This window comes from Paenibacillus rhizoryzae, from assembly GCF_059686995.1.
Genome location: NZ_JCAALT010000004.1, coordinates 613,195 through 629,211, shown reverse-complemented (window position 1 = coordinate 629,211; position 16,017 = coordinate 613,195). Strand labels below are relative to the sequence as shown.

General features: G+C 49.9%; 16 protein-coding genes. 9 read left to right on the top strand and 7 right to left on the bottom strand.

Annotated features, from left to right (window positions below; all coding sequences use genetic code 11):
* The first annotated feature begins 111 nt into the window (after positions 1-111).
* The 4 genes from AC6ESO_RS15270 to AC6ESO_RS15255 all read left to right on the top strand — a co-directional run bounded on the left by AC6ESO_RS15270 (position 112) and on the right by AC6ESO_RS15255 (position 5,839).
* Positions 112-1,821 carry an extracellular solute-binding protein gene (locus tag AC6ESO_RS15270; RefSeq protein WP_497092078.1) on the top strand — a complete coding sequence of 570 codons (1,710 nt, stop codon included), beginning with the start codon at positions 112-114 and terminating at the stop codon, positions 1,819-1,821.
* A 72-nt stretch (positions 1,822-1,893) separates the two neighbouring features.
* A complete protein-coding gene (locus AC6ESO_RS15265; RefSeq protein WP_497092077.1) occupies positions 1,894-2,784 on the top strand; it encodes an ABC transporter permease in 891 nt (296 codons plus the stop codon).
* Positions 2,785-2,800: 16 nt separating this feature from the next.
* On the top strand, positions 2,801-3,694 hold the full coding sequence (locus tag AC6ESO_RS15260; protein WP_497092076.1) for a carbohydrate ABC transporter permease: 894 nt from the start codon (positions 2,801-2,803) through the stop codon (positions 3,692-3,694).
* An 18-nt stretch (positions 3,695-3,712) separates the two neighbouring features.
* Positions 3,713-5,839, top strand: a complete 2,127-nt coding sequence (locus AC6ESO_RS15255) for a DUF5054 domain-containing protein (protein ID WP_497092075.1) — start codon at positions 3,713-3,715, stop codon at positions 5,837-5,839.
* A 95-nt stretch (positions 5,840-5,934) separates the two neighbouring features.
* Here AC6ESO_RS15255 and AC6ESO_RS15250 read toward each other — a convergent pair whose 3' ends face one another.
* Complete coding sequence (locus tag AC6ESO_RS15250) at positions 5,935-6,258, bottom strand: MocE family 2Fe-2S type ferredoxin (RefSeq protein ID WP_497092074.1); 324 nt, start codon at positions 6,256-6,258, stop codon at positions 5,935-5,937.
* On the bottom strand, positions 6,255-7,346 hold the full coding sequence (locus AC6ESO_RS15245; RefSeq protein WP_497092073.1) for a fatty acid desaturase family protein: 1,092 nt from the start codon (positions 7,344-7,346) through the stop codon (positions 6,255-6,257). The genes AC6ESO_RS15250 and AC6ESO_RS15245 overlap by 4 nt, the downstream gene beginning before the upstream one ends.
* 128 nt (positions 7,347-7,474) lie before the next feature.
* Here AC6ESO_RS15245 and AC6ESO_RS15240 point away from each other — a divergent pair, with 128 nt between their 5' ends.
* Positions 7,475-8,377 (top strand): helix-turn-helix domain-containing protein, encoded by a 903-nt coding sequence (locus AC6ESO_RS15240; RefSeq protein ID WP_497092072.1) that lies wholly within the window; start codon positions 7,475-7,477, stop codon positions 8,375-8,377.
* Positions 8,378-8,450: 73 nt separating this feature from the next.
* Positions 8,451-9,182, top strand: a complete 732-nt coding sequence (locus tag AC6ESO_RS15235) for a DsbA family oxidoreductase (protein ID WP_497092071.1) — start codon at positions 8,451-8,453, stop codon at positions 9,180-9,182.
* A gap of 101 nt (positions 9,183-9,283) precedes the next feature.
* On the opposite strand, the gene AC6ESO_RS15230 is transcribed toward AC6ESO_RS15235, so the two are convergent.
* Genes AC6ESO_RS15230 through AC6ESO_RS15220 form a run of 3 tightly spaced genes read right to left on the bottom strand, consistent with a single transcriptional unit; the run spans position 9,284 to position 10,737 of the window.
* Positions 9,284-9,655 carry an EamA family transporter gene (locus AC6ESO_RS15230; protein ID WP_497092070.1) on the bottom strand — a complete coding sequence of 124 codons (372 nt, stop codon included), beginning with the start codon at positions 9,653-9,655 and terminating at the stop codon, positions 9,284-9,286.
* The gene (locus AC6ESO_RS15225) at positions 9,652-10,014 is read right to left on the bottom strand and encodes a DUF2304 family protein (protein ID WP_494820124.1); all 363 of its coding nucleotides are present in this window, start codon (positions 10,012-10,014) and stop codon (positions 9,652-9,654) included. Before AC6ESO_RS15225 ends, AC6ESO_RS15230 begins: the two co-directional genes overlap by 4 nt.
* 18 nt (positions 10,015-10,032) lie before the next feature.
* Positions 10,033-10,737, bottom strand: a complete 705-nt coding sequence (locus tag AC6ESO_RS15220) for a glycosyltransferase (protein WP_494820123.1) — start codon at positions 10,735-10,737, stop codon at positions 10,033-10,035.
* Between the two features lie 120 nt (positions 10,738-10,857).
* On the opposite strand from AC6ESO_RS15220, the gene AC6ESO_RS15215 reads away from it, so the two are divergent.
* The 3 genes from AC6ESO_RS15215 (at position 10,858) to AC6ESO_RS15205 (ending at position 14,184) form a co-directional block, all read left to right on the top strand.
* Positions 10,858-12,132 (top strand): glycosyltransferase family 39 protein, encoded by a 1,275-nt coding sequence (locus AC6ESO_RS15215; protein WP_497092069.1) that lies wholly within the window; start codon positions 10,858-10,860, stop codon positions 12,130-12,132.
* 121 nt (positions 12,133-12,253) lie between these two features.
* Positions 12,254-13,312 carry a hypothetical protein gene (locus tag AC6ESO_RS15210; protein ID WP_497092068.1) on the top strand — a complete coding sequence of 353 codons (1,059 nt, stop codon included), beginning with the start codon at positions 12,254-12,256 and terminating at the stop codon, positions 13,310-13,312.
* A gap of 26 nt (positions 13,313-13,338) precedes the next feature.
* Positions 13,339-14,184 (top strand): DUF8832 domain-containing protein, encoded by an 846-nt coding sequence (locus AC6ESO_RS15205; RefSeq protein WP_497092067.1) that lies wholly within the window; start codon positions 13,339-13,341, stop codon positions 14,182-14,184.
* A gap of 380 nt (positions 14,185-14,564) precedes the next feature.
* Here AC6ESO_RS15205 and AC6ESO_RS15200 read toward each other — a convergent pair whose 3' ends face one another.
* Positions 14,565-15,530 carry a type I phosphomannose isomerase catalytic subunit gene (locus AC6ESO_RS15200; protein WP_497092066.1) on the bottom strand — a complete coding sequence of 322 codons (966 nt, stop codon included), beginning with the start codon at positions 15,528-15,530 and terminating at the stop codon, positions 14,565-14,567.
* 40 nt (positions 15,531-15,570) lie between these two features.
* Positions 15,571-15,978 (bottom strand): VOC family protein, encoded by a 408-nt coding sequence (locus AC6ESO_RS15195; RefSeq protein WP_494820118.1) that lies wholly within the window; start codon positions 15,976-15,978, stop codon positions 15,571-15,573.
* Between the last annotated feature and the right edge of the window lie 39 nt (positions 15,979-16,017).

The window sequence follows — 16,017 nt, the reverse complement described above, 5'->3', positions numbered from 1 at the left end:
GCGAATGAAGAACCAAATTCTAACCAGCAACAGCAGGCTTCTCTCACTTTATTTGCTCTGCCAAAGGTAAGATAAAGACGTAGTCATATAGATCATCAAGGGGGCTGAAAGATGAAGGGCAAGAGCAGATGGGCAGCACTCAGTTTAGTATCGTTAATGCTTTTGGTAAGCGCTTGCGGAGGCAATAGCGGGAACAACGCAAGCAACTCAGATGGCAGCAAAAATACCAACACAGCCAATTCCTCAACGAATGCCGGGGCGGATACGGCAACGAATACGGCGTCGGACGCAGCGCAGCCAGACCCGTTCGGTAAATTCGATCAACCTATTTCACTTTCAATTGCGAAAGCGATTAACTCCAAAAATGTCACCTTCCAAAACGGTGATACGGTAGAAGACAATGAATTCACTCGCTGGGTCGATAAGAAATTGAATGTGAAGGTGACGCATGCATGGCAGGTAGAAACGCCTGAAGCTTACGAGCAGAAACTTGGCGTATCCATGGCGAGCCGAGATTTGCCGGATGCATTCCTCGTGAATGAGCAGCAGCTCAAGCAGCTCGTAGCAGCCGATCTTATTGAAGATTTGACGGACGCTTATAACAGCAACATCAGCCCGCTTATTAAAGGCTACTACGATTCCTATGGCGAACGCGTGCTTAAAAGAGCGACGTTTGACGGTAAATTGATGGCGCTTCCAAATACGAATATCGGTCAGCAATACAATATTATGTGGGTTCGCCAGGACTGGCTGGACAAATATAACTTGCAAGCGCCTAAGACAGTTGACGAGCTGATGTCGGTAGCTAAAACATTTATCGATAACGATGCTGCCGGCAATGGTAAAACGCTTGGCATTAGCGGTGTTCCTTCGCTTGCCGGCTGGAATAACTTCTCTGGCTTCGACCCCATTATGAGCACATTCCACGCGTTTAAAGGCCAATGGCTGAAGGACGCTGCAGGCAACGTCGTGTACAGCTCGACATTGCCTGAGATGAAGACGGCACTCGGCAAATTGAGTGAAATGTATAAGCAAGGCTTAATCGACAAAGAGTTCGCGATCCGTAAAGATCCGGCTGAAGTTGTAGCTAACAACCAAGTCGGTATCGTATTTGGTCCATGGTGGATTTCCTACTGGCCGCTGAACGACTCGGTCAAAAATGATCCGAAAGCGGAATGGAAGCCGTTTATCGCTCCTCTTGATAGCGAAGGCAAGTTCAATACGGTTGACCAGGATCCAACAGGCCAATACCTTGTCGTAAGAAAAGGCTATGAGCATCCGGATGCGGTTGTACGCGTACTGAATGTGGAATATAACGGTATTCGCAAGATTGACCCGGAGGCGGCTGATCTGTATAAGGATCAACCTGCTGTTCAGCAGAAATGGGAGCTGTGGCCATTCTCGCTTCAAGTTGGCCCGGAAACTACAGTATATGATACGCATGCACAAGCTCAAGCTGCCGTAGACGCAAAAGATGATTCGACATTGGATACGGAGCTTAAAGGCTGGTACAAGGATTACTTTACGAATCAAGCTAATCCGAAGAAGGATCTAGCCGCTTGGGCCAACGCTACGGCAAGATTCGAAGGCGCAAAGCTTATGAATGCCGACAATGTTGTATTCTCTAATAACCTGTACTTCGGAAAAACAAAGTCGATGCAAACGAAGTGGTCCATTCTGGAGAAGCTCGAGAACGAAACGTTCCTGAAGATCATTATGGGCGAGCAGCCTCTAGACAGCTTCGACAAGTTTGTAGAGCAATGGAATACGCTTGGCGGTAAACGTATTAGCGATGAAGTGAAAGAAGAAATAAGCAAATAGTAAGATGGGGAAGCGCCAATGCGATATGCTGGCGCTTCCCTTATATCATTCCATAGGACAGGTGGAACACCGATGATATCGAAGAAATGGCTACTAAACTATCACCTGATGCTGCTTCCGGGCATCGTGCTGCTCATCATTTTCAGTACGATTCCACTGTTTGGTACCGTTATTGCGTTTCAGGATTTTATACCGGGTATTCCGATCTTCGAGCAGACATGGGTCGGATTGGATAACTTTACATTCATGCTTCAGCTTCCGGGCAGTAGACAGGTGTTCATCAATACTCTAGTTATCGCTTCAATGAAGATTGTTCTGGGCATTATTATTCCAATTACGTTCGCCTTGCTGCTGCATGAAATTCGAGCGCGTGCGTTCAAACGGTTAGTTCAAACTATCGTATATTTGCCGCACTTTATGTCCTGGGTTATTCTATCCGGCATACTGATTGCGATGCTATCTATAGACGGAATTGTCAACCAGATTACTGGATTTTTTCACATGGAGCCTGTTATGTTCCTCGCCAGCAATCATTATTTTCGTCATATTATCGTATGGAGCGATGTGCTGAAGGAATTTGGTTTTAGCGCTGTTGTCTATTTGGCTGCGCTTGCAGGCATTAATCCTTCGCTCTATGAAGCAGCTGAAATCGATGGCGCATCCAGGTTCCGCAAGCTATGGCATGTCACGATTCCCGGCATTATGCCTACAATCGTGCTGCTATCCACGCTTAGCCTTGGCAATATTTTGAACGCCGGCTTCGATCAAGTGTTTAATCTGTACAATCCGCTCGTTTACTCGTCCGGCGATATTATCGATACGTACGTATACCGCATGGGCCTTGTGGATCAACAATACGGACTTGCCACCTCTGTCGGGCTAATGAAGTCTGTGATCGCTATAATATTGATCGCGCTCTCCAATAAAATGGCCGACAAATTTGCCAACTATCGCATCTTCTAAGAAAAGGGGTCTGGGCATGGTTTTTTCAAAATCGTGGAGCAGCCGCAGCGCTGATATGTTTATCTATTTGGCTTTGATAATTATTGCGTGCATATCGTTGTTTCCGCTCTGGTACACGATTGCACTGTCCTTCAGTGACAAAGCTGCTGTAAATGCCGGTAGAGTATTTGCCTGGCCTGTTGGCTTCAATTTAACCTCGTATAAAATTATTTTGGAAGATCATAAATTTTTTGCAGCCTTCTATATTTCCGTAAAACGAGTGCTGCTTGGCGGTGTGATCAACTTCGTGCTGACCGTCATCATGGCTTATCCGTTAGCAAGAGATAACAAGATGTTTCCGGGCAGAAAAATTTATATGTGGTATCTGGTGTTCTGCATGCTCTTCTCCGGTGGACTCATTCCGCTGTATATGACAGTGACGGAACTGAATCTGCAGAACACGCTATGGTCGCTCGTTTTGCCAGGGGCAGTACCCATCTTTAATGTCATTCTCATTATGAATTTCTTTAGAAATTTACCTAAAGAGCTGGAAGAAGCTGCAATCGTTGACGGTTCCGGTCCGTGGCGTACACTAATGAGTATCTTTATTCCCGTATCGATGCCGGCCTTGGCGACCGTAACGCTATTCAGCATTGTCGGCCATTGGAATTCATTCTTCGACGGACTCATCTACATGAATAAGCCTTCTCTCTATCCGCTGCAGACCTACATTCAACAGCTTGTCGTACGAATTGATCCGGAGTTGATGAAATCGCTGACGACGGATCAGTTAATCGAGCTATCGAAGGCGTCTGACAAGACGCTCAATTCAGCGAAGCTGATCGTGGCGATGATTCCGCTGCTGGCGATCTATCCGTTTCTTCAGAAGTATTTCGTTCACGGCATCGTGCTTGGATCTGTAAAAGAATAAGTAGGAGGCACGATAGGGATGAAAAACATACGTAAAGTTCATGTTGTATTTAAAACGCATCTTGATATCGGGTTTACGGATTTGGCAAGCCATGTCGTGGATCAATATTTTCATTCCTTTATTCCTCAAGCGCTCGATCTGGCTGACGAGTTCAATCGCGAACAAGGCATGGAAAGGTTTGTTTGGACAACCGGCTCATGGCTTATTCATGAATTTCTGAAAACGGCCGATCCTGAGCAGAAACAACGCATGGAAGATGGGATTGCCGCTGGCAGTATCGTTTGGCACGGACTGCCGTTTACAACGCACACGGAATTAATGGATCCGGCTTTATTCGAGCATGGTTTGTCGATCGCGCGCCGGCTGGATGAGAAGTATGGCAAACGTACGATCGCGGCGAAGATGACGGATGTACCTGGGCATACGATCGGTATGGTTCCCTATATGGCGAAGTCCGGTATTCAATACTTGCACCTTGGCGTTAACTATGCTTCGACGAAGCCGAACGTTCCGGAAGTTTTCGTATGGCGAGCACAAGACGGATCGGAAATCGTTGTTAACTATGCCGGCAGTTACGGCAATATCACGTTAATCGACGGTTTGGATGAAGTGCTTGTGTTCGCGCATACGAACGATAATATGGGGCCGCCGAAGGCAGCGGATATTCGGAAGCAGTTCGCACAGCTTGCCGAACAATTCCCTGGAGCAATGATCGAAGCCTCGACGATGGATGCGTTCGCCGAGAAACTGATAGCTATGAAAGATCAATTCCCGGTCATTACCGAGGAAATCGGCGATTCATGGATTCACGGAGCAGCCTCCGATCCGCTGAAAATCGCCCATTATCGAGAGCTCTTAAAGCTGCGGAGCAAGTGGGTGGAAGAAGGCCGATTGGATGCAAGCAGCCGGCAATATGCCGACTTCTGCGATCAGCTCATGCTCATTCCCGAACATACATGGGGGATGGACGAGAAGACGCATTTGACCGATTTCAAGCATTACTCGGTGCATGACTTCCATGCGGCAAGGCAAGCCGATGTCGTCACGAAGGATGCCATCCATCCCCGTTATGGCTATTTCGGCATTTATGGCGGCGACCACTCGGAGAAGTTCGAAGCTGCTTCGGGGAAAAGCTTCAGCCTGCTTGAAAGTTCATGGGAGGAACAACGGAATTACGTCACGCAGGCGATATCGATGTTATCGTCAGACCTGCAAAGCGAAGCGCGTCAAGCACTGTTGAGGTTAGCTCCGGATGAAACGTTTCATGCGAATGGTCGCGAGATCTCCTTGGGACAGCAGCAACGTCTAGGCTGCTACCATGTCGAATTTGGAACCGACGGGTCGATTATTCGGCTTGTTGACGAGCTGGGCAAAGTTTGGGCTGACGATGAGCATCGGTTAGGCGTATTCGAATATGAAACGTTTGGCATGGATCACTACCAAAATTGGTATAGAGATTACGTTGTGAATTGGGCTGAAACGTATTTCTGGTCGGAGCCGGACTTCGGTAAGCCAGGCATGGAGTTTGCGGAGCCAAGACCGGAAAATAAGCGATTTTCACCGCGAATCAGTTATGCAGCCGTCCGGGAAGACGAGCAGTATGACGAAGTTCGTTTGCAGCTTACTATGAGCGAAGAAGCCTCGCGGACACATGGCGCTCCCAAGAAGCTTCGGATTCTGTATCGGTTCTTCAAACAGGAGAAGACAATCGAGGTCGAATTGAGCTGGTTCGATAAACAAGCCTACCGGCTGCCGGAGGCAAGCTGGTTCTCCTTTGCTTTGAAGGTAGATAACCCGAACCTTTGGAAGATGGATAAGCTGGGGGAACGTGTTTCGCCGCTTGAGGTTGTTAAGAACGGCAACCGCAGCCTTCATGCCGTTCATTCAGGCGTTCATTATCACGGAAGCGATGGGCGGGTCCACTTGGAAACGTTGGATGCTCCGGTGCTATCTCCGGGAGAGAAGAGAATGCTTCAATTCGATCAAACATTCGCTCCATTGGATGGCGGCATGCATTTTAACCTGCACAATAATGTGTGGGGCACGAATTTCCGCATGTGGTACGAGGAGAATACCAAGTTTAGATTCGCGATTCGGTTGCATTCAAATGGGAACGGCGCTGCAGTTTCGGAAGCAGTAAGATAATCAATGTCTGCGATGGCATAAAAAAATGTACGTGATAACGGGCGCCGGATGCGTCCTTCATCACGTACATTTCTCTTTGTTTGAGCTAGCACGCGCTAGTCCAGTTGTATATAAACCTTGTCGTATTGGACTTTAACGGGGTAGGTTTGGAGCGCTTTGCATGCCGGCTTGCGAACCGGCTCGCCGGTCGTGATATTAAACCGGCCATTATGCTTGGGACACTCAATGGTGCTGCCCATGACAAGACCGCCTTCGAGATGGACCTTCTCATGCGTGCAATAGCCGTCCGTTGCGTAGAAGTCGCCCTCTTGCGATCTATAGATGGCAAAGGTGCGTTCGCCATGGTCGAAGCGAATGACGTCCTCTGTATCGATGTCGGAGCTGCTGCAAACTTCAATCCAAGCTAGTAAAGTTGTCATGATGGTTCTCCTGTTCTTATATAATGGCTGGTTGAATGGGCTTGTGCAATATTCTCGGCAAATGCGCGGTATTTAGGTACGACATACGTCGGATCTTTCCGTGCATGCCATAGCGCGGCAACCGTTTCTCGCAGGGCGGCTGTGAAGCTTGATGCGGCGGCCGGACAATCATTCTTGATCTCTTGATGCAGGGCAGGCAAGTTATAATACGGTACCATCGGGAACATATGGTGCTCCATATGGTAGTTCATGTTGGTATACAGAAAGCGAATAATAGGGTTCGTATAGAAGGTCCGGCAGCATAAGCGGTGATCAAGCGTGTCCTCGTATAAGCCAAGATGCTGAGTCGAATTTAGAGCCGTCATCAGGAAGAAGCCGTAGAATGCAGGTAAACCGACGAACATAAGCGGCAGCAGGCTCTGCGTATAGAAACACAGCCCGATAATAGCGGCATAAACGAGTATGAAAATACGTGCTTCCCAGAACAGCGAGCGATATTCGGTTGCAGGGATCAGTTCCTTCTCGCCATTGGTCAGGCGGCCGAAAGCATGCCGGAATAAGGATTTAAACGTACCGATGATATCGCCGAAACGGAAAATCATCTTGAGCAGCCGGCTCCACATCGGGGGGCGCGGCTCCATAATTTCCGGATCGCTGCCGACAATGATCGTATCGGTATGATGCCGCACATGACTCCAGCGATAATTCGTCGCTTGAATGAGGATGAGGAAGGAGCATAATTGGTATAAGGCTTCATTCATCCACGACGTTCGGAAAGGTGTGCCATGACAAGATTCATGCCATTTCGAAACGGCAGAAGTGGAATAGATGACGCCGTAGAGCGCAAATGCGGGAATCGCCCACCAGGTTCCCCAAGATAAATAAGCAAGATAACCTGATACTGCGAGGAAGATGAACCATAACAGCGTGTCTCGAAGCGCCGGAGCGTTTCTGCGGACCATAAGCTCCTTCATGCGTTTACGGGGAACGGGGCATTTGTACCACTCGGCGGATACGAGCCCTTTCGCGATCGCTTTCTCTCTTTCAGGTCCTAGAATGCTGTAATCCCGTTTTGAGATTTCACTCATATGATTACCCCTTATTGACTCAGAATAGCGTTGCTGCTTCTAAGTGTAAGGGATGAAACGCTAGATGGCTTTCCAGAAATTATTAAATAGTTTTAGACACATCAGCGAGTATGGAGAGGGGGAGCGGGATGGCAAGGAAACAATCGCCGACGTCGATGCGCTGGATCTACCCGCCTGATTATGATGAAAGGCTGGGGATGGATGCAGTAGGAACCAGCATTATTCCGGAGCTGATCGTGCTGGGCTGTCAAAAATATTCGGAGGCCTATCAGCTCACCTTGCATCGTCACATGATCGGCTATGAATTCGTCTATTTGGAGCATGGCAGCGTTACTTGGGAAGTAGATGGCGTGCAATATCCTACCAATGCAGGGCAATGGTTCTTCACAGCTCCGGGAGAACTGCATAAGGCCAGATTCAACCATATCGAGCCTAGCCGCATTTGGTGGTTTATCATAACGGACCCTGCATGCGACGCTGGTTGGTTCAACTTAGGCCTGCAGGAGCGTAACTTCATTAAGGCCGGTCTGCAGCAGCTGCCGCATGTATTTCGTGCCGATGATCGGGTTCATGAGCAATTCGCGCGGCTGAAGGCGACGTTAGAATCGGATGGACCGGCGAAGAGGCTGTTTGCGCATCATCAGATGCTGGATATTCTGCTCGGGCTGCTGCAGCCGGTTCCGGTGAAGACGATTGAACCGGAATGGAGGGGAAAGATGACGGAGCTCGTTCAGCAATTGGAGCAAACGCCGGAGAAGCGATTCTCAATTGCGGAGATGGCGCAGGCGGTTCAAGTGAGCGAGTCGCACTTCTATAAATTATTCCAGGAGCTGTTCGGGCAATCGCCTGCTGCCTACATGGAGCGTGTCCGGATTGAACAAGCCTGCGAGCTTCTGTTGAACTCGAGCTTATCCATAATTGCAATTGCGCATGATCTCGGATTTAAGACCAGCCAGCACTTTACGAATGTGTTCCGGAAAGTAATCGGCTGTCCCCCAAGCGAGTGGAGGAGGCGGGAGGCGAGCGGTTGAACGCTTCCAAACGTTGTCCTACACCTGACAAAGCGGCTATAATGGGCTTATCAGATGAAGGAGTGAAGCTAAGATGAAAGTGGAAATTTGGTCGGACATCGCGTGTCCGTTTTGCTATATCGGCAAACGTCTCTTCGAGAAGGGGCTAGATCAGTTTGAGCATAAGGATCAGGTGGAGGTTATCTATCGCAGCTTCCAGCTGGACCCGAATGCGGAGAAATATCCGAAGCACGATGTGTATGGATTGGTAGCGGATAAATACGGCGTAAGCCGCGAGCGCTCCATTCAGCTGCATGAGAACTTGGTGCAGCAAGCTGCGGCGCAGGGGCTTACGTTCAATTTCGAGCACGCGATTCCGGCGAACTCGCTTGATGCGCATCGTTTGATTCATTTTGCGGGCACGCATGGCAAACGGACAGAGGTAGCGGAACTGCTGTTCAAGGCGTATTTTACCGATTCCAAGCATATTGCCGAATTGGATACGCTCAAAGGCATCGCGGCTGAAGCCGGCTTGAACCCGGAAGAAGTGGAAACGATGCTGAGCGGCGATGCGTTTAAAGCCGATGTGCAAGCGGAGTGCAGCGAGGCAAACATGCTTGGCGCGAACGGTGTTCCGTTCTTCGTCATCAACCGTAAATATGCGGTAGCCGGGGCGCTTCAAAGCGATGTGTTCCTCGATGTCCTGCAGAAGGGCTGGGAAGAGGAGAAACCGCTGATCATTCTAGATCCTTCTTCAAATGGCAGCGCCGGTGTTTGCACCGATGATTCCTGCGGGATCGGCGAGAACGAGAACGAGCAGAACTAGTGCGCAGAGCGGGCAAGCAGCTAAACAAGCGCAGCCAAACAAATAAAGCACGGTAAAGTTCGGAGCCGATCGCTCCCGAGCTTTACCGTGCTTTTTAGCTTTTATGCATAACGAGCGGATAAGCCGATGCACGCGACGCCTGCAAGAATGAGCAGACAGCCGATGATTTTGAGTGCCGCCAACGACTCTCCGAACAGGTAATAAGCGCCGATGATGGAAATTATGTATGCGAGGCTCTGGATGGGATAAGCCAAGCTGAGATCAACCTTCGATACGATAAACAGCCACAATACCGTTGCGCAGCCGTAGATGAACAATCCGCCCATGATATAAGGCGAGAACATCAGCTCAAGAATCGTCCGCAGGGATTCGAAAGGTTTCGCGCGCTGCATGAGTCCGTATTTCCATAGAAACTGCCCGCTTACAAGCATGAGCGTATTGGCCAGAATGAGAAGGAATTGGACCACGTTCACAGCGTCTCACGTCCTTCCACCGTCTTCTGAAGATCAAGCAGTTTCTTTTCCATGACGGCGAACTCCTGCGTTAACGTCTTCATTTTCTCCGACTGGTTCGACAAGCTCATCGTCTGCCGCACAAGCAGTGCGAGGATGAAGATGATGGTGACCAGAAACACGAAGGTAGGCATGTACGCGATGCCGATCCATAAGGCAAACCGATTGAGCAGCGGAATGCAAGCCGCGGCCAATACGCCGGCAATAGCGGTAATCAGCCAGAGGAACGCGTAGCGATCCTTTAATTTATGGGTTACCGTGAACGAGACGATAAGCCCAAGGAAAAACAACGTAATGAGAATAGCGACAAGCTGATTCATCTCGAGGAATCCTTTCGTTTAAGAGAAGCTTTTGCGAATAAGCGAGAACATCGTAACCTTCATCATATAATAAATCGATTTGGACCAGTTGATGGAGGAGGAGCCGCCTTGGCGGTTGCGCATTTCCACGCTGATCTCTTTGAGCTTATAACCTCGCTTGGACAAGCTGACGAGCACTTCAACTTCCGGATAATCCGTCGGGTAGGTGCGTGAGAACAGCTCGATGGCCCGGCGTCCGACGATGCGGAAGCCGGAAGTAGGGTCGTAGACCGGTACGCCTGTCAGCATCCGAATGAGCCAGTGAAAGTAGAAAATCCCGAGTCGGCGGGAGAGGCTTCCCTTGTAGCTGCTCTGCTCGACAAAACGCGAGCCAATGACCATGTCATAGTCATGGCTTGTAATTTCGTTTACAAGCTTCTCGATGTCGGCAGGTCGATGCTGCCCATCCGCATCCAGTTGAATCGCATATTTATAGCCGCCGCGGTCCGCATACTTGTAGCCGCTTTGCATAGAGCCGCCGATTCCGAGATTCACCGCATGGCGAAGGGACGGAAATCCCTCTCTGCGAATGATCTCAGGCGTACGATCCTTAGAACCGTCATCTATCACGACAAAATCATAGGGGGTGTGTCGTTTGAGCTCCTGCACGGTGCGGGCAAGCGTATCTTCTTCGTTGTAGGCAGGAATAATGACCAATATATCACTGCTACGTTGTTGCTGCATATCGAATTACCTTCTTTCCCATCCTTCTAGAAACGCGGCTTGCTTTTCAACAAATCTTTTATAGTATAATAGAAAACGGTCCTTTATAGAATACCAGTTAATTGGAAAGGGAGTTATGCTTTGTTTTCACTACGGTCCGAAACGTCCCGGATGCGGAAGTTCGTTTGGATTCTAATGGCGTCGGTTTTACTCATCCATGTGATTACGGTCTTGTCGCTCGGCGACCATTTCCTGCTTGGTTCCTATGAGAAACGCAACAATGATGATGTCAAATATGTACATGCCGCGCAGGTTCTGCTCGAGCATCATACGCTTGTGTATAACAGCGGCATGAACCCGACCAACTATATCATGCCGGTGGTTCCGGTTGTGCTTAGCGGATTTATGTCGTTTCTGGATCGCGATGCCGCGGTGATGAGCTTCCGTTTGCTCCAGTGCTTGATGCAAGCGGCCTCGGTTTATCTTATTTTCATCATTGCCCGTGAAATGCTGGGTAGACGCGTCGCTGTCGTGGCTGTACTGCTTGATGCGCTTTATGTGCCCAATTTGTTTGCCTCCGGTGCGATTCTAACGGAATCGACGTTTAAACTGCTCTTTTTGTTGCTGATTTGCAGCATGATTTATGCGTTGCAGCGTAGAAAGGCATCTGCCTACGTGTTTGTGGGCATTATGCTGGGGCTCGCCTGTTATGTCAAACCGCAATGCGCACTGATTCCGATCTGCTTGCTGATCATATGGCTGGTGAAGCGTTACAGCTGGATGGAAATTTTTAAGTATACCGCTATCGTTGGGGTGTGCAGCATGCTGCTGCTCTCGCCGTGGTGGGTTCGCAACTACGTCGACTTTCATGAATTTATTCCATTCACCAAGTCTACCGGTAATCCTATGCTGCTGGGAGCGCTGATCAAACGGGCCAATCCGCCAAAAGGATTCTTCGAGCAATATCCGGAGTACAAGGATCAGAAGCTCTTCTCGGGCAGCGACAGCGCGGAGAAACGGGCTGCGCAGCGCGTTATTGCGTATGGCTTCAAGCATCACACATACGATTATGCATACTGGTTTACGGTCGGGAAGTCCATCCAGCTCTTCGAGAGTCCGTTCTACTCCAAGCCGGTACCGGGTTTGCCAAGACCGGCAATCAACGTGGTGCACGGGCTGTATGTGCTTGTTGGTTTCGCAGGGCTCGTCGTGATAGGCTTCCGCAGACGTCTGAAGCTGATTTTGCCGGTGCTGCTGCCCTTTCTCTATTATTGGTTCATTCATCTACCATTTATTACCTTCGGACGTTATGGTTATCCGCTCGTCTGTCTATTAACGATATTTGCTGCTGCGGCTATTGTGGCGTTGCTGGAACGAAGAGGCGTTTGGAAGAAGGAGAAGAAGGCTGCCGTTTAAACGGCGGTCTTCTTTTTTTAGCCGGCCCAGTAGTGGGAAAGCAATTCCGCATAGTACAATAAGACAAGATGGTGAAGGCGTTTTCAGCTTTTGCGAAATGACAAATCCGGAGGGACGCGCTATGCAACCAGTTCCGATGCAAGCAATGAATACACGCGTAGTACGAGTAAGCACGGCGAAAGATTATTGGACGATCGTATTTGGCATTTGGCTGATCGGCGGTATTTTCGTGGATGGATTTGCTCATAATCACGGGGTCGTCGAAACGTTCTTTACCCCATGGCATGCGATTCTGTATTCCGGTTTTATGGTTTCGGCGATTTGGATGTGCTGGCTGCTGTACCGCTCCAAGCGGACGACCGGCGCGCCTTGGTTGAAGGCTGCACCGGTCGGTTACGGGCTCGGTTTAATCGGCGTTGCGATCTTCTTGCTTGGCGGACTGTTCGATATGTACTGGCATATTGTGTTCGGTATTGAACAAAGTACGGCGGCGCTGCTGAGTCCCTCGCATCTGATGCTGCTGTTAGGCGGGATCTTGATACTATCGAGTCCGTTTCGGGCCAGCTGGCATAATGAGAAAATGACAAAACCAAGCTGGGTGGAGTTCACGCCTGCATTTCTATCCCTGGTCATTACCGTCGGTGCCGTGAGCTTCTTCCTCATGTACGCCTGGACGTTCCGTTACAATTTGCCGGCAGCCGCTGTCGTAGACTGGTATGTCAGTCACTTTAATGGCGGAATCGTGTCTGAAAGTAACGAGATGCGCGGTCTAACCTACATATTGCTGGATACGCTTATCTATATGTATCCGGTGTTTCTGCTCATGAAACGGTGGCAGCTGCCATTCGGCACCATAACGCTGCTGTTTGCGATGATCACGACGATGATGAATGTACTGGACGGGTTCGTGTATTACCAGTCGATTATTATTGCAGGTGCTGCGGGTCTGCTGGGTGATCTGCTTTATCACTATTTGAAGGCCGGCGGCGAAGGCAGAATGTGGGCGCAGCGGATCATCGCAGGGGCACTGCCGATTGCGCTGTGGGGCTTTTATTACGGGTACATGAATGCGGTGGATGGCATCGGATGGTCGGCGGAGCTATGGTCAGGCTCAATTGTAGAGGCGACGTTACTTTCGCTGGGCGTTCATTTCCTGTCCGCTTCGAAAGGGAAAGGGTAGCCGCCCGGATGCGGCAAGGGAGCTTAATGCCGAGATGGCTGGCTATCGGCGGTTTAGTAGTGTTACTCCTAGGCGGCTGCACAGCCAAACCACTTCGCAATGTTGAGATTGATCCGCCGACCAGAGGTTTGCTTCACTATTTGCAGCAGGATCAGATGGCCAATGTGTCTGACCGGGGATATAAGTTGATTGTAGCCGAAGAGAAGTCGGTTGAGAGCGGGCGGGAGATTGAATTGGAACTGCAAGTGCTTGATCCGTCCGGTGTACCGGTGGAGCGCTTCACCGAGGATATGACGAAGCTGATGCATCTCATTGTGGTGAGCGCAGATTTAACCATGTTCTCGCATGTGCATCCCGTTCATGAAGGACAAGGGAAATTCAAGGTGAGGCTGAGCTTCCCGCATGGCGGCCGGTTTCTGCTCATTTCGGAATTTATGCCGGATGACGCTGGGCTTACGGTATATAAAAAGTGGCTCACGGTTGGCGGTACGGAGCCGGCAAGAGAGAAGCTATCGGTTAGCGAGTCCATGCAAACGATCGTTTCCGGCGTAGAGGTTACCCTCACCGGAATGCCTGACATGAAGGAAATGAAGGCAGGGGAAATGGCGATGCTTAACTTTACGTTGAAGGATGCCGCTACCGGAAAGTCCATAAAGCTGGAGCCTTATCTGGGGACAGCGGGACATTGCGTCATCCTGGATGAAAGTGCCACGCAGTATTTGCATGTACATGCCGTTACCGGGATGAGCTCAGGCTCGAGCTCAAGCGTGATGTTTCATACACAGTTCCCTAAGGCGGGGTTGTATAAGCTATGGGCACAGTTTCAGTACCAGGGGAAGGTGCTTGTTGCTCCGTTTGTTATCAAGGTATGAGGCAGGGGCTTCGCGTAGTCAACTGGACAACCCGTTCCTTTCGCTGAAACCTTCAGGTGCTCGGCATCAGCGAAAATGTTGCCTATCATGCAACAAATGCCGTGTTTATGCGCTGTAGTAGTGAGTATGCCGCGCATTATGCAACATTTCATCTAGAATTGGCCATGGGATACCCAAAAGCAGCGAAAATGTTGCCTATTCAGCAACAATAGCGGAGCATAAGCTGTTTGGAGAGCGAAAATGTTGCATATGAAGCAGCATTTGTTTCGGAATAACTAAAGGTGTGCAGCAGATTAACTTTCACTCCACCACTCCTAACAAAAAAGGCCCACGCAAAAGTCGTCTTTCACACTTTTGGGTGGGCCTTTTCATTGTTCGTATTAAGGCGTAACGCTGCGCAGAACGGTCATGCTGCCGTCCAGCTCATAGCTGCCAAGGCTTGCGGGAAGCAAGAAGCATTCGCCTGCTTTAACCGCTTGCGTGCCGCCATCCCAGCTCAGCGAGCCGGTTCCTTCAGCAATGACCAGAATGACAAATGATTCTGGTGTCGTGGTCAGGCTCCAAGGCGCGCGTACAAGCCCTTTCTCAACGACGAAATAAGGGGATTCCGCGATGGTGAGCCATTCATTGTCGCCGATCGAATCGGTCTTCATGCGGCTCGCCCCTGCGCCTTCGTAAGCAGTAACGTTGAGGGAGTCCTCGACGTGAAGCTCGCGAAGCTTGCCATCCAGACCCGGACGATTGTAGTCAAACACCCGGTAAGTAGTGTCGGAGTTTTGCTGAATTTCAGCGACTACAACGCCCGCACACAGCGCGTGAACTGTACCCGCCGGGATGTAGAACGCATCTCCGGCTTCGACCGGTACTTCTTGCAGGCAATCCATGACGCGGCCTTCTTCAATGGCAGAAGCAAGGGCCGCGCGGTCTACGCCTTCTTTGAGACCATAAATGATTTTGGCGCCGGGCTCTGCAGCCAGTATGTACCACATTTCGGTTTTGCCAAGCTCACCTTTAGGCAGTCCTTCATAAGCATCGGTAGGATGCACTTGGATGGACAGATCGTCATTGCAATCCAGCAGCTTGATCAGGAGCGGGAAACGACCATGCTCGGTGAAGCCTTTTGTACCAAAATATTCACGTCCGTATTTCTCGCGGATGTCGTCCAGTCCAAGTCCGGCCAGTTCGCCGTTCATGACTTTGGTTGTGCCGTTCGGATGGTCGCCGATCATCCAGCCTTCGCCGATGGAGCCTTCCGGGAGCTCAAGGCCGAATTGCTCCAGCGCGCGGCCGCCCCAGATCCGTTCTTTCATTTCGGGTTTAAATTGCAATGGGTAAGTCTGTGTCAATCGAATCACTCCTCTGTCTAAACTTCCTGGTTTCCTCAAACTACAATAAGGCTTGCGGTTGTGCAGCAGGCTGGAACATTTCTAGGAATTCGCCATCAGGGCCATAGAAGAAGAAATAACGCGCGCCATTCGGCAGCATTGTAATTTCGGTATCTTTAAGCGGGACGCCAAGATCCGTGATGCGTTTGAATTCTGCATCCACATCGTCGACCGAGAATGCAACATGATGCGTGCGACCTTCATCTGACAATTGGCCGTCATAGCCTTCGATCAGTTCGATTTCGGATTCCTCGCCATCGGTACCGGCCAAGAAAGCAAGGCGGATAACATTGTTGGAATGCTTCAAGGTGTAAAGGTATTTCAAACCAACAATCTCGGTATAGAAAGCGATCGACTTCTCCAAATCCGAAACCATAATGCCAACATGCTCAAGTTTACGAACTGCCATGAATAGCAACCTCCTCATAATTTGGCTAATCTAGTATAG